General features: G+C 24.7%; 17 protein-coding genes. 6 read left to right on the top strand and 11 right to left on the bottom strand.

Going from position 1 to position 24,671, the window contains the following annotated elements:
• Positions 1-65: 65 nt before the first annotated feature.
• The 3 genes from Q0087_RS07205 to Q0087_RS07195 all read left to right on the top strand — a co-directional run bounded on the left by Q0087_RS07205 (position 66) and on the right by Q0087_RS07195 (position 3,295).
• Positions 66-1,121 carry a polysaccharide pyruvyl transferase family protein gene (locus Q0087_RS07205; protein ID WP_297899013.1) on the top strand — a complete coding sequence of 352 codons (1,056 nt, stop codon included), beginning with the start codon at positions 66-68 and terminating at the stop codon, positions 1,119-1,121.
• 121 nt (positions 1,122-1,242) lie between these two features.
• A complete protein-coding gene (locus Q0087_RS07200) occupies positions 1,243-2,418 on the top strand; it encodes a polysaccharide pyruvyl transferase family protein (RefSeq protein WP_297899012.1) in 1,176 nt (391 codons plus the stop codon).
• A gap of 70 nt (positions 2,419-2,488) precedes the next feature.
• On the top strand, positions 2,489-3,295 hold the full coding sequence (locus tag Q0087_RS07195) for a right-handed parallel beta-helix repeat-containing protein (RefSeq protein ID WP_297899011.1): 807 nt from the start codon (positions 2,489-2,491) through the stop codon (positions 3,293-3,295).
• A gap of 150 nt (positions 3,296-3,445) precedes the next feature.
• Here the strand turns inward: Q0087_RS07195 and Q0087_RS07190 are convergent, their stop codons facing one another.
• From Q0087_RS07190 to Q0087_RS07170, 5 genes are all read right to left on the bottom strand, one after another.
• Positions 3,446-5,236: a CDP-glycerol glycerophosphotransferase family protein gene (locus Q0087_RS07190; RefSeq protein WP_297899009.1), complete on the bottom strand. Its 1,791-nt coding sequence runs from the start codon at positions 5,234-5,236 to the stop codon at positions 3,446-3,448.
• Positions 5,237-5,358: 122 nt separating this feature from the next.
• Positions 5,359-6,498 (bottom strand): acyltransferase family protein, encoded by a 1,140-nt coding sequence (locus Q0087_RS07185; protein WP_297899008.1) that lies wholly within the window; start codon positions 6,496-6,498, stop codon positions 5,359-5,361.
• Between the two features lie 676 nt (positions 6,499-7,174).
• The gene (gene rfbA, locus Q0087_RS07180; protein WP_297899007.1) at positions 7,175-8,044 is read right to left on the bottom strand and encodes a glucose-1-phosphate thymidylyltransferase RfbA; all 870 of its coding nucleotides are present in this window, start codon (positions 8,042-8,044) and stop codon (positions 7,175-7,177) included.
• 11 nt (positions 8,045-8,055) lie between these two features.
• On the bottom strand, positions 8,056-8,913 hold the full coding sequence (rfbD, locus tag Q0087_RS07175) for a dTDP-4-dehydrorhamnose reductase (RefSeq protein ID WP_297899006.1): 858 nt from the start codon (positions 8,911-8,913) through the stop codon (positions 8,056-8,058).
• Positions 8,914-9,090: 177 nt separating this feature from the next.
• Positions 9,091-10,410 carry a UDP-glucose/GDP-mannose dehydrogenase family protein gene (locus Q0087_RS07170; protein WP_297899005.1) on the bottom strand — a complete coding sequence of 440 codons (1,320 nt, stop codon included), beginning with the start codon at positions 10,408-10,410 and terminating at the stop codon, positions 9,091-9,093.
• A gap of 1,002 nt (positions 10,411-11,412) precedes the next feature.
• Between Q0087_RS07170 and Q0087_RS07165 the strand changes: the two genes are divergently transcribed.
• The 3 genes from Q0087_RS07165 (at position 11,413) to gyrA (ending at position 17,374) form a co-directional block, all read left to right on the top strand.
• The gene (locus Q0087_RS07165) at positions 11,413-12,708 is read left to right on the top strand and encodes a nucleotide sugar dehydrogenase (protein WP_297899004.1); all 1,296 of its coding nucleotides are present in this window, start codon (positions 11,413-11,415) and stop codon (positions 12,706-12,708) included.
• A 130-nt stretch (positions 12,709-12,838) separates the two neighbouring features.
• Complete coding sequence (gene gyrB / locus Q0087_RS07160) at positions 12,839-14,761, top strand: DNA topoisomerase (ATP-hydrolyzing) subunit B (RefSeq protein WP_297899003.1); 1,923 nt, start codon at positions 12,839-12,841, stop codon at positions 14,759-14,761.
• Positions 14,762-14,941: 180 nt separating this feature from the next.
• Positions 14,942-17,374, top strand: coding sequence for a DNA gyrase subunit A (gene gyrA, locus Q0087_RS07155; RefSeq protein ID WP_297899002.1), 2,433 nt, complete (start codon positions 14,942-14,944; stop codon positions 17,372-17,374).
• A gap of 70 nt (positions 17,375-17,444) precedes the next feature.
• Here gyrA and Q0087_RS07150 read toward each other — a convergent pair whose 3' ends face one another.
• The 6 genes from Q0087_RS07150 to Q0087_RS07125 all read right to left on the bottom strand — a co-directional run bounded on the left by Q0087_RS07150 (position 17,445) and on the right by Q0087_RS07125 (position 24,604).
• Complete coding sequence (locus Q0087_RS07150; RefSeq protein WP_297899001.1) at positions 17,445-18,620, bottom strand: glycosyltransferase; 1,176 nt, start codon at positions 18,618-18,620, stop codon at positions 17,445-17,447.
• Positions 18,621-18,687: 67 nt separating this feature from the next.
• Positions 18,688-19,797, bottom strand: a complete 1,110-nt coding sequence (locus Q0087_RS07145; protein WP_297899000.1) for a glycosyltransferase family 2 protein — start codon at positions 19,795-19,797, stop codon at positions 18,688-18,690.
• 33 nt (positions 19,798-19,830) lie between these two features.
• Positions 19,831-20,325 (bottom strand): hypothetical protein, encoded by a 495-nt coding sequence (locus tag Q0087_RS07140; RefSeq protein ID WP_297898998.1) that lies wholly within the window; start codon positions 20,323-20,325, stop codon positions 19,831-19,833.
• Positions 20,326-20,365: 40 nt separating this feature from the next.
• Complete coding sequence (locus Q0087_RS07135; RefSeq protein ID WP_297898996.1) at positions 20,366-21,730, bottom strand: glycosyltransferase; 1,365 nt, start codon at positions 21,728-21,730, stop codon at positions 20,366-20,368.
• Between the two features lie 158 nt (positions 21,731-21,888).
• A complete protein-coding gene (locus Q0087_RS07130; protein ID WP_297898995.1) occupies positions 21,889-23,160 on the bottom strand; it encodes a glycosyltransferase family 2 protein in 1,272 nt (423 codons plus the stop codon).
• Positions 23,161-23,479: 319 nt separating this feature from the next.
• The gene (locus Q0087_RS07125) at positions 23,480-24,604 is read right to left on the bottom strand and encodes a polysaccharide pyruvyl transferase family protein (protein WP_297898994.1); all 1,125 of its coding nucleotides are present in this window, start codon (positions 24,602-24,604) and stop codon (positions 23,480-23,482) included.
• Positions 24,605-24,671 lie beyond the last annotated feature (67 nt).

Raw genomic sequence — 24,671 nt, 5'->3', positions numbered from 1 at the left:
AGAATTTTATAATAATAAAAATCATGTGGCATTTTTCACAGAAAACTATTTTTGGAGCAGATTAAATGAAATATGGAGTATTATATCATAGATATACAAAAAATTTAGGTGATGATATTCAAGCTTACGCATCATCAAGATTCCTACCTCAAATAGACTATATGGTCGATAGAGAAGAATTAGACACATTCAAAAGTGAAAACAATGAAGCAGTAAGTGTCATAATGAGTGCATGGATGTTTAGGAAAAAATGGAACTGGCCACCATCCCCAAACATACTCCCCCTATTCGTAGGAATGCACATGATAAGAAAAGGCATTGAAGGAAAAGCATCCCCAATAACTAATGAATGTTTCCAAGGTTTGGGTGGAGACTATCTAAGAAGTTATGGACCTATAGGGTGCAGAGATAAGATAACAGCCAAAATGTTTAAAAAACTTTCAATAGATAGTTTCTTTTCTGGCTGTATAACACTAACATTACCAGAATTTGAAAGAACTAAACCTAAAAAAGAATATATTTGTCTAGTTGATCTGCCAAAAGATGTGGAAAAAAAGATAAAAAACAAATTAAAAGGGAAAAATATTGAAGTAAGAACTTACAGCCATATAAATAGTGATTCTAAAAAACCTTACCATGAGATGACTTGGGAAGAAAGGGCCAAAAATGTTGAAGAACGACTAAAAATCTATCAAAATGCTAAATGCGTAGTAACAATAAGACTACATGCAACACTACCCTGCCTAGCAATGGGAGTACCAGTCTTATGGGTTTTAAAAAGTCCTAATTGGGGAAGATTTAATCCATATAGAAAATGGGTTAGAGTAGTAAGTCCTAAAGATATTATGAAAGACAATTATGACTTTGATTTTGTAAATCCTGATCCAAATTCTGGAGATCATTTGAAAACTAGAAAAAAAATGATTAAAAGAATTAAAAAATTTATAAATGAAAATGAAGATAAAGCTACTATTGAAGATATCAAAAAGACTAGTTTTACTGAAGAAGAACGAAAAGAATTCCAATTCCAATTAATGAAAAACGCTCTTGATAAATGGTTAAGACCAAGTATGGATATGGTTAATGAAATAGAAGAGTTAAAAAGAGAATTGAAAAAATAAAAACTCACAATTTATTTAAAAATATTACATGGCAAAATTTTATTAAAAATATATCATTAAATGCCATATTATTAATTATATAATTTATTTACTATAAAAATCTAAATTTGGAGCAAATTAAATGAAATATGGAGTATTATATCATAGATATACAAAAAATTTAGGTGATGATATTCAAGCTTACGCATCATCAAGATTCCTACCTCAAATAGACTATATGGTCGATAGAGAAGAATTAGACACATTCAAAAGTGAAAACAATGAAGCAGTAAGTGTCATAATGAGTGCATGGATGTTTAGGAAAAAATGGAACTGGCCACCATCCCAAAACATACTCCCCCTATTCGTAGGAATGCACATGATAAGGAAGACAATAGAAGGGAAAGCATCTCCCTTAGTTGATGAAGGGTTTGAAGGTTTGGGTGGAGATTATTTAAGAAGTTATGGGCCTATAGGATGCAGAGACAAGCCAACCGAAAGATCATTTAAAAGACTTTCAATAGATAGCTTTTTTTCAGGTTGTATCACACTAACATTACCAGAATTTGAAAAAACTAAACCTAAAAAAGAATATATTTGTCTAGTTGATTTACCAAAAGATGTAGAAGAAAAAATAAGAAATCAATTGAAAGGTGAAGATATAGAGATAAGAAATTATACTCACATAAATCGTGACCCTGAAAATCAATTCTATGAAATGACTTGGGAAGAAAGGGCCAAAAATGTTGAAGAACGACTAAAAATCTATCAAAATGCTAAATGCGTAGTAACAATAAGACTACATGCAACACTACCCTGCCTAGCAATGGGAGTACCAGTCTTATGGATACCATTAAATCCTAAATGGTCAAGGTTTGATCCATATAGAAATTGGGTTGAATGTGTTAGCCCTGAGGATTTTATGCAAGACAAATATAATTTTGATTTTATGAACCCTGCTCCAAATTGGGGAAAACATCTAGAAACTCGTGAAAAATTAATAGGGACAATAAAAAAATTTATAAATGAAAATGAAGATAAAAATACTATTGAAGATATCAAAAAAACTAGTTTTACTGAAGAAGAACAAAAAGAATTCCAATTCCAATTAATGAAAACCACTCTTGACAAATGGCTAAGACCAAGTATGGACATGGTAAATCAAATCACGAAAAAAAATAGAGAGATAAATAAACTAACAAAAAATAATGAAAAATTAAATAAAGAAAATAAAAAACTTAAAAATGAAATTAAACTAAAAAATAGGACATTTTTCCAAAAAGTTAAAGGAAAGATATCTCGAATGATAAAAGGATAAAAGATAAATAAAATGCATAATTAGAAATAAAAGTGTCAGCCTATTTATCTTTTTAATAGTGGGTGAAATTATGAAGTTAAAACATGTTTTAATTGTAGTTTTATTGTTTTCTACTCTAGTTATTGGAATGAGTGGAATTGATGCTAAAACATACCAAATAGATAAAAAAGATTCTGATAAGAAAATTAAAAGTATTTTTAAGAATGTTAAAAATAAAGATGTTGTTATTTTTAAAACAGCAAATCATAAAAACTTAGATTTAACATTGAAGAAGTCAATTACTATTAAGACAAAGGGTAAGGTAAAAATTAGGTCATTAACGATTAATGCTGATAAAACAAAAGTTTCTGGTTTAACATTACAACAAATAACAGTTAAAGGAAAATATAACACAATACAAAAAAATATTGTAGAAAATCATAAAAGTTCTGGATACATTTTCTATGATCCTGCTTATAATAGACCCTATGATGGATCCATTATTATTTATGGTTCAAGTAACAAAATACTTTCAAATAAAATAAGAAATAATAATAATTCTTGTGGAATAGTTATTTTAGATGCCGCTACTAAAAATATAGTTCGTGAAAATTTAATTTACAAAAATTCATTATTTGGCATATTATTGTATTCTGGTGAAGAAAAAAACAAAGGAAATACGATAATCAGAAATACAATAAAATATAACGGAAAGCATGGTTTGTTTTTAGAGCGCTCAGATAATAACTATATTAAGTTAAATAGAATAATTAGCAATTCAGGTATTGGTATTGTTGTTAATAAAGCCTTCAATAATCAGTTCATAAAAAACAATATTCAGAAAAATAAAATAAATAATATTACATATACTAATGAAATAGATTATAGAGATGTTTAATAGGATTTTAAGCTATAATATTCTCTATTTTTTGTTTTATTTTTAGTTTTTTTAATATGATTTAATTTTTATTTAATTTTTATTTAATTTAATTTTTATTTAATTTTTATTTATTAGCCATTATTATCTAGCTTATTTTTTATTTTTATTCTATTTCTTTTTATTTTTTTCTAAAACATTACAAATATAATTTATAATTCTTTCTGTTGATTTCCCATCAACCTCTTCAAAGAACTTATCCTTAAAGTCTTTTATTTTATAGTTCTCAAAATCATTATTTTTAATAGAATTAATTAGCTCATCTTGAGTATAAGTTATTTTTCCAGGGACAAAGCTCTTATATTCAAAATAAAAGCTACGATTAGAAATATAATCATCTAAATCAAATGCATAGAAAATCATTGGAACATCTAATAAAGAAGCCTCAAATACCGTAGAAGAATAATCTGTAATTAGAATATCCGTGACAAAAAGTAAATCATTTATATCTTCATTAACGTCCAAATCAAGTATATAATCAGAATATTCCTTAGGAATTTTAAATTTATTGTTTATAAAAAAATGTCTTTTTATAATTATTGCATATTCTTGATTCAAATCATTATAAATTTTAACAGGGTCAAATTTCTTTATAGGATAATAGCCATTTCTTCTATTAGTTCCTCTAAATGTAGGCCCAAATAGTATAATTTTCTTGTCTTTTAACTGAGGATATTTTTTATAGAAATTTTCTTTAGTTGAATCAATATAATCAGTATCAAAAAATATATCTGTTCTTGGGATACCTAATGGAAGAATTTTATCTGAAGAAACTCCATAAGCCTCTGAATAACAGTCTATAACAGCACTACTTGAAACTGTAGCCATGTCATATTTCCTATGATTTTTAGAATCAAGTTTTGGGCCTCCAGGTCTTCCAAATCTTGTAAATCCAAAAGTTTTAAAAGCACCTGCTGCATGCCATAACTGAATTAAAGTTTGATTATTAAAATTCAAAATATTTACTGGGCTAAAATAATTATCTAATAAAATAACATTAGAACTAGCCATATCCTTGTAAGTATTCCACTTATGACTAAAGCTAGTAATTGGAAAACTTTGATTTATGGTTGAAACCTTAATATTAACGTTTTTAGTATTTTCATTATTTTTTATATAATCATACACAAATTTGAGATTTCCTGTTAAATTTTGTCCTCTTTCTGAGATAAACATTACAGTATTTTCTTTTTGATAGATTAATACAGCTAATTGATAAATTTTATTTAACATGTAATTTTTGAAATTTATAAATAATTTTTCAACGGGAAAATTGGAAAATGAAGATATTCTCCATAATATATGTCTTATTCCTCTTTTAATAACATTTTTATCTTCTAAATATAAATCTCCTCCTGAAGAATTTAAATCAGGAGTTTTGATCATTATAAAAATAGATTCGAAAATAAAGAAAGGAATTAAAAATATTGATATAATTAGTGCTATTATTCTTATAAAAAGTGATAAAACATGCCTTAAAATATTTAAATTATTCTTATCGTTTATTTTAATTAATTTAATCTGATTTTCATCATTTTCAATGAGGTATTTTGAAACAAAATCATTATTTATATCGTTATCCAAATCAAAAGAAAAATCTGTAACAATATGATTTCCATAGTGTAAAGATAAATAAAATTTAATTTCTTTCCATTTTTTATCTAGAAATATATCATTTATTTCAAATTTTTGAGAAAATTCTAAAGAATCTAAATTTTTAAAAGATATATATCGCCTATTAGTAATTAGAACAGGCAATATCAAATTATTTTTGCCATTAAAAAAATTTATTTTTAATTTAGGTTCAAAAACATCAGGATCATAATCAATATCACAATTAACATTAATATATAGATTATTACTCTTAACAATGCATTCTTTTATAATTAATTCCGTTTTCATGAAAATCATTGAGTGAATTTATTAATTTATTAATTAGTAGAATTAATCTTATTTAATCAATTCAGTAACACATAAACCCATAATAGTATAGTATAAATTAAAATTTTAAAATATAAATAAGCCTAATTAGGAGCAGGCTTAATAAATATTTTAGATATTATGTCAAATATCTTATTTAATATGTTTGTTATGAAATCTCTTGATAAAACATATGTGATTATTAAAGCAGTTATTACAATGTAAACACCGGCCAAATAAGGATTATCCAATAAAAATGACCCTAGATCAGAATGTATAAAGTATATATCTAATATTCTAGTGAAGTAAAAATGTAAAACATAGACAGCTAATGAATTTTTACCTATTTTAGTTAGAAATGTTTCTTTGTCAGTCATGAGATAGTTCATCAATATTACAGCAAATAAACTAGCAAGAAGCACAAGCAATCTCATTAACATTCCAATTTTATTACCTAAATCTAGTTGAGAATAGCTAAGTTCAAAAGAAAAAAATCCTGAAGGATATGTTCTAAATACAAAAGTAAGAGATATTAATAATAAAGCTAAAATTCCAAAGGTTATTAATTTATAATTAACAAAGAAATCTTTTATTTTTAAAAATAACCCTTTTAATTTAGGATTAATTGTGTTTAAGTAATAATCAGAGTTTTTAAAATAATAACCTAACATGAAAAGAGGCAAATAATAAATAAACTTAGTGAATGCAAATATATTTGATCCAAAAGTAACTACGCCTATTAATAAAGATCCTGCTATCATTATCCAGAAGAAATACTTAATTCTGACAAATATTGGTAGGAATAATCTCATTAAAAATAGAGTTAATAAATACCATAAACCTCTTGCAGGGACTATATAAGGCATTTCAGGAATATTAGAACCTAATACTATAACTGTGAATATAATCCAAAGTGTACAGAAGAATATATAGGGTATAAAAATCCCTTTAAAAGCTTTTATTTCAGTATTTTCATCAACCTTAGAAAAGTATCCACTTACAAAAAATATAACTGGCATTATAATAATCATAGAACTTTTCGCAATTGCACCATAAAAAGGAACACTAGAAAAAGGATTCATTAAATGGAATAAAACTACTAATAATATCCCTAAACCTCTTAAATTATCATATTTTAGCAATCTAACTTTTTTAACCTTATCATTAAAACTTCCCAATGTTGATGATGAAGTAGCAGATGATACACTATTTAAAACCAAAAATTTTTTAAGATTATTCAGCACAAAAATACACCTTTATATCAAATAAAATATTTAATTAAGTAAACAAAAATATGTAAAATGTTTCAATAAAATAATAAACTGAAAAATTTATCTTCTAAAAAAATTCATAATTATATATTTCAAAAATTAGCTACTAATTTTAAATTTAAATCTAAGCAAATTTAAAAATTATATAATTGAACCTATGAAATTTCAAATTAAATTAATAATATAAATTAATAATATAAATTAATAACTAATTATTAACTACAATTAATTAAATTAATAATTTATTAGCCAAACTATTACCATATTACATAAATATAGTTATTACATTATAATATAATATCATAAAAATAAAAATTTTTACAAACTTCTTTATGAAAGCAAAAATTTTTATATTTTACAATTAAATTGCCTTTTAAAATATAATGAAGGCAACTTTTCAAGATTAAATAATTATCAAAAAGCATTTTATATTCTATAATTTAGAATATACTATTTAATATACTATTTTATTTATTATACATTATTTTTCAAAATTATGTATTATCAATTTTTAAATTATTATCATGATTATTAATATTGCTCATGAAAAATTTATTATAATTATTAATAATTTATAATAACATTATTTTTAATAATAATCATAATTAAATTGATAATCATTATTAAAAATTTATAAGTATTATATCATTTATCGATTATTAGCTAACTTAGACAGATATTTACCATAATCTGTTTTTTTCAAATTATCAGATATTTCAATAAGCTTCTCTTTAGAAATATAACCTTTATAATAAGCTATTTCCTCTAAGCAAGCAATATATAAACCTTGCCTTTTTTGAACAGTCTCTATGAAGTTAGCTGCTTCTAAAAGACCATTATGGGTACCTGTATCTAGCCAAGCCATGCCTCTACCAAGAAGTTCAACTTTGAGTTTATTTTGTTTTAAATACTCTTCATTGATAGAAGTTATCTCTAATTCACCCCTAAGTGAAGGTTTAACATTTTTAGCTATCTTGATGACATTATTATCATAAAAATAAAGTCCAGGAACTATATAATTCGATTTTGGATTATTTGGTTTCTCTTCAATGGATAAGACATTTCCATAATCATCAAATTCTACAACACCAAAATCTTCAGGATTATTAGTATAATATCCAAAAATAATTGCACCTTGGTCTAATTTAGCTGCATTTTTCAATATTTCGGTCAATCTATGGCCATAAAAAACATTATCTCCCAAAACTAAGGCAACATTATCAGAACCAATAAATTCTTCTCCAATTATAAAAGCTTCAGCTAACCCTTTTGGTTCTTTTTGTTCGCAATAAGAAAAAGAAATACCTAAATCCTCACCATTCCCAAGTAATTTCTTATATTGAGGAAGATCATGAGGAGTTGAAATAATAAGTATCTCCTTAATACCTGCAAGCATTAAAACCGATATTGGATAATAAATCATTGGTTTATCATATAAAGGAATAAGTTGCTTAGAAATAGCTTTTGTGATTGGATAAAGTCGAGTTCCAGAACCTCCTGCCAGAACAATGCCTTTCATTAAAACACCTCCTATTCACTATTTTCTAATTCAAGTTCAATGTAACTTTTAAGAGCATCCTTATATGATCTTAATTTTTTAAAACCATTATTTTCCCATTTTTCATTTGAAAGTACAGAATATTTTGGTCTTTCAGCTGGTGTTGGATATTCTTTAGTAGTTACTGGGATAACATTAACATCAATATTTGCTAATTCAAATATTTGTTTTGCAAACTCATACCAAGTACAACTATCACTATTTGTAACATGATAAACCCCATATTTATCTGTTTTTATAATTTCAGAAATACTTTTAGACAGATCTTTTGCAAATGTAGGAGAACCATATTGATCATTAACAACAGTGATTTTATTATTGTTTTTTGATAATTCTAACATTGTTTTTACAAAATTTTTGCCATTAAACCCATATAGCCATGCAGTCCTAATAATAAAATATTCCTCCATGTTTTCTTTAATGAATAATTCTCCTTGGAGTTTAGTTTTACCATAATAACTTTTAGGGCCAATTCCATCCTCTTCTTTATAAGGTTTAGATTCTTCTCCAGAAAAAACATAGTCAGTACTTATATGTAAAAGTTTAGCATTAATTTCGTTTGAAGCAATAGCCAAGTTTTTAGGCCCTATAGAATTAACATTATAAGCTAAATCCTGATTAGTCTCACAACCATCAACATCAGTATAGGCAGCTACATTGATTACAATTTCCGGTTTTTCATTTTTAAAAACTTTTATAACTTCATCAAAGTTAGTTATATCTAATTCTTCAACATCAGTAAGGATTAAATCATGTTTATTTTCGTTTTTCAATGTTTCAACTAAATCAGAACCTAACATTCCATTATATCCAGTTATCAATATTTTCATATTATCCTCCTTTATTCTATTAAATAAAAATACATTTAATTCTTTTATGATTAATTATAAATTTGATATCCAATTCCAATTACTAAATATGTTGAAAATTAATATAATATAAATTACAAATTAATATAAATAATTAGAACTTATAGCACATAGTTGCAGAATAATAATTACAGTATACTAATTACCAATTTGGTAATATTCAAAACCAAGTTTATTTAATAATTCTCTATCAAATTGATTTCTACCATCAAAAATAATTTTATTATTTAATCTATTATAAATTTCATTAAAATCAGGACTTCTAAATTCATTCCATTCAGTCACAATAATAAGTCCATTGCTATTATCCAATACATCATATTTACTATTACAAAACTCAATATTTTCATTATTTTCAAAAATATTCTTAGCTATTTCAGTAGCTTTAGGATCATAAGCTTTTATTTTTGCACCAGCATCAATTAAACCATTAATTATAACAACAGATGGAGCTTCGCGCATATCATCAGTTCCAGGTTTAAATGATAATCCCCAAAGGCCAAAACTTAGGTTTGAAAGATCTTCACCAAATTTTCTTTTTATTTTGTCAATAATAACTTTTTTTTGTTCGTTATTTATATTTTCAACTTCTTTTAAAATTTTAGGAGAATATCCTGCTATTTCACCTGTTTTTATAAGTGCACTAACATCTTTTGGGAAGCAACTTCCCCCATAACCACAACCAGCATATAGAAAGCTATAACCAATCCTTTTATCGCTTCCAACACCTAAACGAACTTGATTAACATCTGCTCCTACATTTTCACAGATATTGGCTATCTCATTCATGAAAGAAATTCTAGTAGCTAACATTGCATTAGAAGCATATTTAGACATTTCAGCACTTCTAATATCCATTACAATAAATCTATCGTTGTTTTTAATATAAGGAGAATAAAGTTCTTTAATTGTTTTTATTGTTTTTTCATGGTTTGAACCGATTATAACCCTATCTGGCCTCATAGAATCTTCAACAGCAGTTCCTTCTTTTAAAAATTCTGGATTTGAAACCATGTGAAATTTATAGTTAACTCCCCTTTTATCAAGTTCTTTTTGTATAATTTTTTGAATTTTATCTCCTGTTCCAACAGGAACTGTTGATTTTGTAACAATTATAAGATCTTTAGACATTAATTCTCCGATATTTTTAGCTACTTGAAAAACAACGTTCAAGTCAGCACAACCATCAGATGCCATTGGAGTTCCTACAGCAATAAAACAAATATCACATATGTCTAATCCTTCATTTAATTTAGTAGTGAAAATAAGATTCCCTTTCTTGTGATTTTTGATAACCATATTTTCTAAATGCTGTTCATAAATAGGCATTATGCCGTTCTTGAGAGAATTAATTTTATTTTCATCAATATCTACACAATAAACATTATTTCCCATTTCTGAAAAGCAAGTCCCTGTTACTAAACCTACATACCCTGTTCCAATAACTGTTATATTCATAATAATCCACTGATAAATTTAATATTTAAATAAATATTTTTAATACCTTTAATGTTTCAAAAAATAACTAATAGCAAGTTATTTTGTATAAGATTGAATTTTATAATATACAATATATTATACAATATACAAATAATATATCGTAATATGATTTAGAAATTAAAATTTCATATAAATTTTGTAAAAAAATTAATAAAAACCTTAATTAGTAAAATATGTTTCAATTAAGAAGATAAATGAAAATTAATTATTTAATAAGAATTTTAATTCAATAATAACATAATATTAATATATATACAAATGCAAATATAATATTAACAAATATGAAATAATTCTAAATATGAAATAATTCAATATACTATTAATAAATAAAGAATAATTCGATATACTATTAATAGATATGAAAATATAATATTTTGTATAATAAAATAATGCAGGTATTAATAATCCTATTAAATAATTAATATAAATTTTAATATATTATAAAATTTAAATTTATTATAAGCTTCAAAGTAATATTGGCTTAAATAATTATTAAATATATTTAATTTATATATTAAAACTTATTAATACATTTAAACTTAATATTAATTTTACTGATATAAATATTTTAATAAATATTTTAATATTATATAGAATTTAGTATTAATTTTAATTAATAACTATCTATTAAAAATAAATTATATATCTATTAAAAATAAATTATATAAATATTAAAACATATTTTTTAATTGAATTACAACAACAAAATATCATTTTTTTTTAAAAAAAAAAAAAAAAAATAAGAAGTAGTTATAAGAAACTATTTTATTTAAAAAAATTATCTTATTAAAAGTAATTTTCTTTTTAATATATGAAAAAACAATTAAAAAATTAAACTATTGAAATCTTATTGATTTATATAAATTTTCTATTAAAACTAATATATATCTAAATTAAAATCAAAAAAGATTATTAAATAATTTAATTAATTCTATAATATAAAATTAGCTAGTGATTATAATGAAAGTCTGTATAATTGGTCAAGGGTATATTGGTCTTCCAACAGCAGTTTTGTTTGCAGATAATAACTGTGAAGTGATAGGTGTTGATATAAACCCTAAAATTATTGATTGTTTAAACAGTTGTCAAATTCATATAGAAGAACCAGGGTTGAAAGAAAAATTAAAGCTAGCTATAGATAATAAAAAGTATCATGCATCTTTAGAACCTCAAAAAAGTGATGTCTTTATAATTACAGTTCCAACTCCAAACAATATAAAAGATCTTTCTTGTGATTTAAGTTTTGTTATCTCTGCATGTGAATCAATAGTTCCTTATTTAGAAAAAGGAAATATTGTTATTGTTGAATCTACAATAGCCCCAATGTCAACAGATGAAATTATAAAACCTATTTTTGAAAGTGCGGGTTTTGAGATTGGTAAAGACTTATACTTATCACATTGTCCTGAAAGAGTTCTCCCAGGAAAAATAATGGAAGAGCTTATAAATAATGACAGGATAGTTGGTGGAATAACAGAAGAATGCTCTAACAAATCAGCCCAAGTTTATGAGACTTTTGTTAAAGGCAAAATAATGAAAACAGAGGCTAAAACTGCTGAAATGTCTAAATGTATGGAAAATACATTTAGAGATGTTAATATAGCATTAGCTAATGAATTAACGAAAGTATGCTCAAAAATAGGAGTAAATGCACTAGATGTTATTGAATTAGCTAACAAACATCCAAGAGTGAACATACATAGTCCTGGACCAGGTGTTGGTGGGCACTGTCTAGCTATTGATCCTTATTTCATTTATTCCTTAGCTCCTGAAGAAGCAAAAATTATTAAATTAGCTAGAGATACTAATAATAGTATGCCTAAATTTGTGGTTGATAAAACAAAAGAAATTTTAGAAAATATAAATAATGTTGAAAAAGCCAAAATAGCTGTTTTAGGAGTTGCATATAAAGGAAATACTGGAGATACAAGAGAAAGTCCTGCCTTGATATGTATAGATTTATTAAAAAAAGAAGGTTTTGAAATAGCTATTCATGATCCTCATGTTGAAAATGAAAACTACTGTAGTTTTGAAGAAGCTATTCAAAATGCTGATATATCCATTATATTATCTGACCACGAAGAATATAAAAATTTAGACTATGATTTAATCAAAGAAAAAATGAAAAACCCTATTATTTTTGATACAAAAAATATCATATCTAATAATTCCAAAATTAATAAAACCAATACATCTAAAAAAGATGAAATTGAAATTATAAACTATGGAAATTTATGGAATATAAAAAAATTTTGAAATAAATAAAAATTTCCAAATTTTTAAAAAAAAAATTTATAAATAAAATTTATAAATAAAATTAATATAATCATAATATTTAAATTCATAATATTTAAATTTTAAAAAAATAAAGGTTAAAGAAGAAAATATGACAGATGAAACACACTACAACGATGAAGACATTAAAGTATTAGAAGGATTAGAGGCTGTTAGAAAACGTCCAGGAATGTATATTGGATCAACAAGTAGCCGTGGGCTTCACCATTTAGCATGGGAAATTGTAGATAATGGTATTGATGAAGCATTAGCAGGTTTTTCTGATCTTATAAAAGTATCCATAAATGAAGACAATTCTATTACAGTTATCGATAATGGAAGAGGAATACCTACAGGTATCCATCCGAAAACAGGAGTTTCAACTATTGAAACCGTGTTTACTATTTTACATGCAGGAGGTAAATTTGGTGAAGGAGGATATAAAGTTTCTGGAGGATTACATGGAGTTGGAGCTAGTGTTGTTAATGCATTAAGTAGTTTTTTAAAAGTTGAAGTATGCCAAAAAGGGTCCATCTATTCAATGAGTTTTAGAAATGGTGGAAAAGATATTGAAAAATTAAAAGTGGTTGGAAGTTGTGATCCAGAAATCACTGGAACCTCTGTAACTTTCAAACCAGACCCTGAAATTTTTACTGAAACAATAGAATTTGATTATGACATTCTAAAAACACGTTTAAGAGAATTAGCATTTTTAAATAAAGGTTTAAAAATAATTTTAGCTGATAAAAGGAAAACAGAAGAAATTCAAGAAGAATTTCTATATGATGGTGGAATAAAACAGTATATTGAAATGCTAAATAAAAACAGATCCCCTATAAACAAAACCATCGCCCATATAGAAGATAAAATAGATGATGTGATCGTTGAAGTAGCACTTCAGTACAATAAAGGATACTCAGAATTAGTATATTCTTTTGTTAATAATATTAACACTCATGAGGGAGGAACTCATGAAGAAGGAGTAAAACAAGCATTAACAAAAGAAATAAAGAGATATGCTAAGGATAAAAAGATTTTAAAAGAAAAAGATGAGCCTATGATTGGTCCAGATGTTAGGGAAGGTTTAACAATGATAATTTCCTGTAAACATCCAAATCCTCAATTTGAAGGGCAAACAAAAACAAAATTAGGTAATTCAGAAGTTAAAAAAATTGCATCAAAAATCTTTTCAAATGGTTTTAAGCAATTTTTGTTAGAAAATCCAAAAGAAGCTAAAATAATTGTTGAAAAATCCATGGCAGCTACTAAATCAAGAATAGCTGCAAAAAAAGCAAGAGAACTGACAAGAAGAAAAGGTGGATTAGAACTTACAACTCAATGGGGAAAATTAGTAGATTGTTCCTGTAAAGATGTTGAAAAAACAGAAATTTTTATTGTGGAAGGTAATTCTGCAGCAGGTCCTGCTAAACAAGGTAGAGACTCTAGAATACAAGCAGTCTTACCAATTCGTGGAAAAATATTAAATGTTGAAAAATCACGACTTGATAAAGTTTTAGCTAATGAAGAAATTAGAAGTTTGATAACTGCTTTTGGTACAGGCATTGGAGATGAATTTGATATTAATAAACTTAGATATGACAAAATCATAATTATGACTGATGCAGATGTTGATGGTTCACATATTAGAACACTCCTTTTAACCTTTTTTTACAGGTATTTTAAACCATTAGTAGAAAATGGACATATATACGCAGCTCAACCTCCTTTATTCAAAATAAGTCATGGGAAAACTAATAAATATGTTTTAAACCAGGCCGAACTTGATGAATATGTTAATAATTTAGGTGAAAAAACTAAATATGAAATAAGTAGAATGAAAGGTTTGGGTGAAATGGATTCAATTGAACTTAGAGAAACTACTATGGACTTAAAAACTAGAAACCTTCTTAAAATTGAATTAGATGATGCTATTTTAGCTGATGAAACTTTCCAAATATTGATGGGAGAAGAAGTTGCTCCAAGAAGAAAATTTATTGAAGAAAATGCATTAAATGTTAGAAATTTAGATGTTTGATATTTTATAATGTTTGATATTTACAATATTTTATATTTATTATAATATTTGATATTTAGATATTTATTAAAAAATAAATAATTTTAGATTTTATTAGTGGAGTTTATCAGATATAAAGGAATAAAATAAAATTAATAAAAATTATAAGAAACAAATAAATAAAATATAATATAGGGGATAATGAGGAATAAAATGGACGATTCAACTGACAAAATAACTAAAGTAAATATATCTTCTGAAGTGAAAAATTCATTTTTAGATTATTCTATGAGTGTTATTATTTCACGTGCCATACCGGATGTTAGAGATGGTTTAAAACCTGTTCATAGACGTATTCTGTATACTATGTATGAAGAAGGAATGCTTCCTAATAAAAAACATCAAAAATCTGCTAATGCAGTAGGTGCAATTATGGGGCATTACCATCCACACGGAGATTCTGCAATTTATGAGTCAATGGTTAGAATGGCACAAGATTTCACTTATAGTAATACTTTAATCGATGGTCATGGAAATTTTGGTTCTATTGATGGGGATGGTGCAGGTGCTTACAGATATACTGAAGCACGTCTTTCTAAAATTTCAATGGAGATGTTAAGAAACATTGAAAAAAGCACAGTTGACTTTATAGACAATTATGATGGGCAAAGAAGAGAACCTACTGTTTTACCTTCAAGATTTCCAAATATATTAGTCAATGGGAGTATGGGGATAGCTGTAGGTATGGCTACTAATATTCCTCCACATAATTTGGGAGAAGTAATAGATGGTTGTGTTGCATTTATTGATAATCCAAATATAACAACATTAGAATTAATAAAATATATTAAAGGTCCAGATTTTCCAACAGCAGCTTCTATTCTCGGAGATAAAGGAATTAAAAAGGCTTATGAAACAGGTAAAGGTTCAATTACAATACAATCTAAAATCGAAATAGAAGAGAAAAAAGGTAAATCTAAATTAATTATAAAAGAAATCCCTTATCAGTTGAATAAAACAAGTTTAATAACTAAAATAGCAGAATTAGTAAGAGATAAACAGATTCAAGGGATAACAAACCTACATGATGAATCTACATTAGAGGGAATAAGAATTGTTATTGATGTAAAAAAAGGATACAATGTAAATGTTTTATTAAACAATTTGTATAAAAAAACTCAATTACAGACAAATTATAGCATTAATCTCTTGATGTTAGTTAATAATAGGCCACAAAGGCTGAATCTTCTTGAAATTATAAATTATTATGTTCAATATCAAAAATCAATTATCATAAGAAGAACTAACTTTGATTTAGAGAAATCAGAAAAAAGAGCCCATATTTTAAAAGGTTTAAACATAGCTTTAGATAATATTGACACTATAATAAAAATTATCAAAGAAAAAGAAACTTTGGATGAGATAAAAAAGATTTTTAAAGAAAAATTTAACCTAAGTGAAGTACAAAGTAAAGCTATTTTAGATATGCAACTTCGTAGACTTTCTGGATTAGAAAGAAAAAAAATCAGTGATGAGTTAGATAAAATTTTAAAATTAATTAAAGAACTAAAAGAAATTTTAAAATCTGAAGATAAAGTTTTAGATATTATCAGAGAAGAACTCTTAGAAATAAAAAATCAATTTTCTACCCCTCGTAAAACAATTATAGATAAATCTACCCTCGAATTTATAGAAGATGAATCTTTAATTCCAGAAGAAGATATTATTGTGACATTGACAACTAAAGGATATGTAAAAAGCATTAAACAAGATACCTATAAAACACAAAATCGTGCAGGTGTTGGTGTTAAAGGCATGTCTACAAATGAAGATGATTCTGTAGAGAACATGATTAACATGAGCAACCACGATTATCTCCTATTTTTCACAAATAAAGGAAAAGTTTACCGTTTAAAAGGTTATGAAGTCCCTATTTATTCTAGACAATCAAAAGGACTACCTATTGTAAATTTATTGCCTTTAGGTGAAGAAGAAACTGTAAAAAGTATACTAAAAATTAGTAAGGAAGAAAAATCTAAATATTGTGTATTCGCAACAGAAAATGGTTTGGTCAAAAAAACAGCTTTAAAAGAATTTGACAAAATAAGAAAAACTGGTAAAATAGCCATTAAACTAAAAGACGGAGATTCTTTAATAAATGTTAAAAAGACAAAAGGCAATGATAGAATATTCCTTGCATCTTCAAATGGAAAATCTGTCCATTTCGATGAAAAAGAGATCTCTGTTGCTGGAAGAAATGCATCTGGTTCAATAGGCATAAGAATGGATGAGGGAGTTGTTGTTGGGTGTGAAATTACTCAAAAAGGTCAGAAAATTCTAGTGGTAACAGAAAATGGTTATGGTAAAAAAACAGATGTTGAAAAATATCGTTTAACACATAGGGGAGGAAAAGGAATTAAAGCATTGCGAAAAACCCCTAAAACAGGGAATATTGTGTCTATAAAGTCAATTGATGGTGATGAAGACATCATTGTCGTCACTAATGATGGAATTATAATAAGATCCCCATTAAAACAATTCAAAACTAGTGAACGTGTTACACAAGGGGTAAAATTAATAAAACTAAGAGATAATCAAAAAGTAAGTACAGTTACTATAATAAAAAATGATTAATAATTGTAAAGTCATACCAATATTTTTCTTATCTTTAGAATATAGCATAATTATAATGAATATAATTTAATCATTTTCTAAAAAAATTAATGGATTTCTTAATATTTTTTAATATTTTCCAAATAATGGAAGATTCAATTATTTCAATTTTAGATTTCAAATTTTTATTTTCTTTTTTAATAAATTTATTTTCTTTTTTTAATAATTTAAATTTTATCTTAAAATTATTTAAATCAATTTTTAGATTAGATATTTCATTTAAAATAAAAAATTCGGAAAATGAATCTGCATTTAATATATTTGTATAAAAAATTAAATTTCTTTGATTTAAGTTAAGAGCATATTCTAAATTTTTATCATGATTTTTATGAATATTAGTGAATTCTCTTACAATTTCTTTAAAAAAAAGTTTTTGATACTTTTCAGGCATTTTATTATATTCATCCCTAATTAAAAAGATTTTACGATTAATTACAGCATTCTTATACTCATTAAAAGCATTATTATTTTTAAATGCCTCCACTACTAAATTAGATATTGGTACTATATGTGATAGCCATTTAGGCCTCATATTAATCAAAGAAGCGTTATGCCGTCTCCTATAATAAAAATATTTTCTTATCAAACTAATCCGATTGGCATTTAAAAAAACATTGTAAAAAAAAGGATTGTCATGCATTACACGTTCTTCAGGAAACTTTAAATTTTTTTTATCTAGAAGATCCTTTTTGTACAATTTTAGCCACGGACTAACAGCTACACGAAATATGAAATTCTTAGCTTCATCATGACAAAATACCCTATTATCAAATGATTTATCAAAACATTTAAAATTATAATAATCAGTTTCATAAAATCTTTCATTTATATCATCATAGTTTTTAGCTAAGAATAATATTAAGTCTAAATTTTTTGATTTAGATTCATTATAAACATATTCAAGCATATCTTCTTCGACCCAATCATCGGCATCGATGAAAGATACATATTCTCCTTTTGCAATTTCCAAACCTTCATTTCTTGAAAATCCTCCTCCCCTATTTTCTTTATTATTAATGATAAAAATTCTATTATCTTTTTCAGAATATTTTTCTAAAATATTAAATGAATTATCACTAGAACCATCATTAATACAAATAATCTCAATTTCCTTGAGAGTTTGATTTATAACAGTACTTAAGCATTTTTCAAGATATTTTTCAACATTATAAACAGGAATAATTACTGAAACTTTTATATCATCCATAAAAATCAACCAAGCCAAAAAAGTGTTTATTTAATTTAAATAAAATAACAACAAACAAGTTTAAAAATCAAAACAATTTGTGTAAAAATTTTTTTAATTTATATTTAATCCAATACTTCGTGGATTTGAGCCTTTTTATCTGTTTATTTTTAGATTTTATTGAATTATTTAGCTTATTAACCTTATAAAGTATTGGAATCAATAAATCCAAAATATCTAAGGCTTCTTCAAATTTTTTATCTGATACTTTGGTAAAAACAGGTTCCCAATAAATAGAATTCAAACTATAATTCTCAATATCATTTAAATTAGAGCACAAAGGACCAAAATAATTTAGAATATCTATTTTATCCTTTTTATCTAAATTTGATTTCATTAATTGATTAAATATGTGAGAAATATGCCCTCTAAGTATTAAAAATAATTCTACAAAATTATCTTCATTTTTAATGATATTGTAAAGTTCAGTATTTGCATCTATTAATCCTAATAAATATTTTTTAGAAATATTATGAGAAACTGAACAATTATTTTTTTGTCTAGTAAAATTATAACAAGTTATTATATTATTAGGAAGATATACTATTCCATTAGCTTTTAAAAATGAATTAACAACAAAAACTAAATCTTGTGCAGGTACCCCATCAAGAAATCTAATATTGTTATCAACTATAAATTTCCGATTATAAATTTTTGTCCATATTGAAGGGTATAATTTAAGAAGATTCAACTCTTCATCTATTTTCTCGACTCTAACAATATTTTTAAAAGTATTTTTTTGGATTTTATGATTAGAGTCTTTTGTAAGTTTATATGTTCCAAAAACAATATCTGAGCCAGTTTCAATTATTTCATCATATAAAACCTCACAGGCATTATTAACATAATAATCATCTGGGTCTAAAAACATGATATAATCACTAGTTGCATAATTAATTCCTACATTTCTAGGTGTTCCCGCATAACCACTGTTTGTTTCTAGATGAATTGAAATAATATTATCATACTTTTTAGCAAAATCATCTATTATAACTCCAGAAAAATCATCAGAACAATCGTTTACAAAAATAACTTGTAAATTTTCAAATCCTATTGTTTGTTTTTTAATAGAATTTAATGCAACATCTAAAAACTGTTCTACATTATAAACAGGTACGATAATACTTATTTTATACATTAAATCACCGTTTTAATATGTAAATACAATATGTTAATGAACCCCTAAAAATTTCTTCATGAAACTTATTCTATTTAAATTAGCTGGTAATAAACAACTTAAAGATAGAAAAAAAAGTGGAATAAATGTTATCCATTTAATTGCAGAGTAAGAGTCTGATAAAATTCTAAAAATCGATTCTATCGATGAAAAATATCCTCCATTAGTTAATAAAGATAGAGAAATTAAGACATATGTGAAATAACAGAATAAAAAAGTTAGAAAAACTTCTAGAAACCTTTTTTTTATAAAGTCTAAGAAAGTATATTTTTTATTAAGCAAGAAAATTCCAAATAAAATTAAAAAAACTGGAACATAAAATATGCATAATGAATAAAAAACATCAGAAACAGAGAAATTAATAGAATTTGCAAATAGATTGCTTAAAATAATTGATGATAGGAAAACTACCCCAATAACGATAATTTTTAATGCTCTTAATTGATTTAAATAAAAAATTCTATTTTTGGGAAATTCATAATTAAACATAATATTCATCTACAAATAAATTAATAAATATTAAAAATATTCACAATAAACTTTCAAATAATTCCTTCCATTGAGGAAATATAATTTCACTTGTATATTTTTTTGAAACTTTCTCTCTTGCATTTTTACCCATATTTTTAGCTTTTTCAGGGTTATTTAATAGTTCTATTATATATTTAGCCATTTCATCCTGATTATTTTTTTCAACTAAATAACCATCAACCCCGTGATCTATAATATCTCTAGGGCCATAATTAATATCATAAGAAACAACAGGGGTTGCATTATACATAGATTCAATTATCACCATTCCAAATCCTTCTCTTTTTGAAGTTAATATAGTTAATAAAGACTCTTCCATAGCCTTATTAACATCTTTGACATAACCTTTTATAAAAACATTTTTTTCCATGTTTAATTTTTTTATATGTTTTTTTAGTTTTTTAAGTTCTTTAACTTCAGAAGGAAGTTCTTTAGAAGCCCTACCATATATTTCAAATATAGCATTGGGTTTTTCCTTTAAAACTTTATAAAATATATCTATAGCTTCCAATACATTTTTTTCTGGAGAAATTCTAGTAAATAATGAAATTTTATTATTATCTTTTTCAGCTCCGATTAAATTAGACTCAGGTATGGAATTTGGGATTATTATAATATTATTAATATTTCCAAATTCTTTAATAATATCTTTTCTTTGAGTTTCCGTTAGAACAACAAATAAATTATTATTTTCTATTTTATTTAATATTCCAATTTTCCTCATTTTTTCTCCAAATTCATGATTCTTTCCAATATAAGGATTAGAATGAAGTTGAGAAATCAAATATGCAATTTTTTTATCAATATTAGATATTCTTGGTGTGGGGCCAGCCCCTTCACAAATAAAAATCGGCTTTTCTTTACAACTATTAGCAAGCTCTAAAAAAAAATGTTTGTTAATAGCATCCTCATCTTCAAATTTGAAAATTTCCTTTTTTTCTCTGTCAATCAAAAATCTAAAACTTAGTTTATTTTTAATAAATAATTCAATATAATAACAGAACCCATTAGATGCATAATATCTTTTAACAAAAACGTTTTTATGTTTTCTTAAAGGAAGACCTATTTCTCGTAATTTTATATTATTAAAAAAGTTTTCAAATATACATAAAAATCTTTTTCCAAAATTAACACTTTTATCTTCATAAAAATTATATAAATTAATAAAGTTTATATCTGGCAAAAGTTGATTTCTTTTTTTAAGTTCTTTAGAAATATATTTATAATCCATATTTAAATCAATTGTGAGAATAGTTACTTTATAACCCATTTCAGTAAATTTATTAGCTTTATTAAGAACAACCTTGGGTAAACCCCCTAATTCAAGATATAGTCGATTGCAAATTAAAAATATTTCGTTCATATAAATCACTGCAAAGAAATTATTAAAATAAACAATTTAACATTGTATAAGAGGATATTTAAAACTATTGATTCTATAATATAAATTAATAGAGTATCATGCTTTAATTATTTATTTATATATTTAATATAAAAATTATAAAAATATAAAGTTAAAGATTATATTTCATTTAATAAATTTCTAATATATCTTAAAGGTTTTGTTATTTTCCAACTTATTGAGCTCCTCATATCTAATATTAATTTATTTTTAGACTTTATTTTCTTATTTTTTGTATCAATAGATTTGTTTAGAATGTTAATATGAGACTCATAACTAACCTTTTGTTTTTCTATTTCCAGATTACACCTCTTTTTTAAAGCATTATACTCTTTTTTAAAATTATGTAATTCATTCCAATGGCGTCCAATTTGCTTATTTAATTCTTTTTCTTTTTCTATTTTAATTTTTAGAATTTTATTCTCTAATTTAACTTCAATATAAGAAGAAAATTGTATTATATTTTTGTAAACCCCCCTATAATATTCAGGAAGTTTATCAATTTCCTTAGAATTCAAATTTAAGTGTGAAATAGATAGTTTAGACCTATGTAAAAAATCCTCTTGAAATTCTTTTCCACAACGCATAAGATAATAGTTTATTTGTTGTAGCTTAAAAAGTTTAAATTCAAATTTATATGATTCCATGAAACCATTTTTTTCTAAAAATTCTTCAGTATCATTGATAATGTCGAAAATGTCGAAAATCTTCATTGAATTCACAGAACTACTTAATATTGAATCAGGAGATCCTTTTCTATAAAAATATAAAGTTTCAGGGCAATATGAAATTTTTTCGGCCCTTAATAATGTCTGAATATGAAATGGGACATCTTCATATGAAATTTTTTTAAAATAAAAATCATCATATTTATTAATAAACTCATGTTTAAATAATTTCAACCAAGTAGCAAAGTAACTATTCATAACAAATGGCTTGATATCATTTAAATTTAAATCGTTGATATTGATATCATTATCTAAGTAATTTTCAAGGATATTTGGATATTCTAATTTATTTTGATAAACAAATGCAAATTTAAAGATAACAATGTCAGAATTATTATTTTTAGCGTTATTATATAAATTTTCAAGTGCATCCAATGACAACCAATCGTCAGAATCAACAAAAAAAATGTATTCACCAGATGAGCAATCTAATCCATTTTTTCTTGCTGGCCCTAATCCTCCATTTTCTTTTGTTATTATTTTTATCCTATTATCTTTTTTTGAATATTTTTCTAAAATATTTAATGAATTATCCGTTGAGCCATCATTAACACAAATAATTTCAATATCTTTTAAGCTTTGATTAACAATGCTATCCAAACATTCTTCAAGATATTTTTCAACATTATAAACAGGGACAATAACAGAAACCTTAACACTCACAATAAACCACAGACCTAAAAAATTAATAATAATAGGATAAAATTTATAAAAAATAGCTTATGAGTTTTGAATCTATTTTTTATTAAATACTAAATTATAAATATAACTATTATCATATAATATGAATATATAGCTTATTATATCTATTGATTATAATTAAGTAAAAGAATATCACTAATATTTTTTTTTGAATAATTTACTACAAATAATTGTATTTTATATTTATTAAAAAAGATGCAAAAATAAATATCATTATGTGAAAAATTTCAATATTAAAACAATAAATCATCTTTCATATTTTATAAAAAACTTCAAATGATTATTTAATAATATCCTTTAAAAAACGTATTGGTTTAGTAATTTTCCAACTTTTAGAAGATTTTATCATTTTAATTTCTTCATTCTGTTTTTTTATCACTTTACTTTTTTTATAAATTATTTTATTTTTTAATTTAACATCATCTTCAATAATTGTGTGTTTTAAATGTCCAGTTATATTTTTATTAATGTTATTAGATATTTTAGATATTAGATAAGTATAATAATTATAATCACCATCAAAACTTGTTCTTTCATTTGAAGTATACCCTGTAAAACTTTTACATTTATTTATTAAGTCTTTTCTTAATTTTAAATAGTCTTTTTTATTTTCAGTAGGATCATTAACATCAAATATATCATGATTTGAAATATATCCCTCTAAAGAGGTATTTAAAAATAAATTTTTTAACCCAGAAAATCTATCAACATCGTATTCATAATTATTTATTAATAAAACAGGTGTATTAAAAGCTAAGCAGGGTAATGCCACATGAAGTCTATTCGTAATAACACAACTGGCTCCTTGATACAAATCTAGCAAACTATTTGCCAAAATAAATTTTTCTTTTGAGTTATATAGAGATATATTAGATTCTTGGGGTTTTTCAATATTTAAAGGTGCCATTTGTGTGACATTATAAATTTTTTTATTTGTTTTGGATTTTAAAAATGTTATAATTTCTTTTGGCACATCTGAAGTAACAATATAATCTTGATTTTTAACTTTAGGGTTTTTATCAAGTGTAAGAGTTAAGCAACCTGAAAAATAAGAGGGAATTTTGTTTTCATTTAAAAAATTTAATGTAGAAATATCTCTAGCACCGATTGGGCCATTCTTTTTCATATATTCAATACTTTCATCTGAAGTAAAAGAATTTATAACTTTTTCATCGTTTAAATTAATATGGATTGAAGTTATTAATGGGTCTATAGAATTTGATGGCGGCCAAGTTGATTCATAGTGAAAATACCATGCATTTAGTATTGTTTTAACTTTTTCATCAGAACAAAAATTACTTAATTCTGCTCTATCAATAAAATGATCTATATGAGGTATAAACTTATTAGCCGCAATACTTTGAATTTGATCTCCTAAATTTCTAGTATAATCATATTTAAGCAATCCAAACTTAATATTATCAGCTCCTTTTATTAATAAATACCATTAGGAATCCATAAAAATATAAAAT

Source organism: uncultured Methanobrevibacter sp., from assembly GCF_937881195.1.
GTDB lineage: Archaea > Methanobacteriota > Methanobacteria > Methanobacteriales > Methanobacteriaceae > Methanobinarius.
Note: the sequence above shows the minus strand (reverse complement) of the source record. Positions and strands in the feature narration are given on the sequence as shown.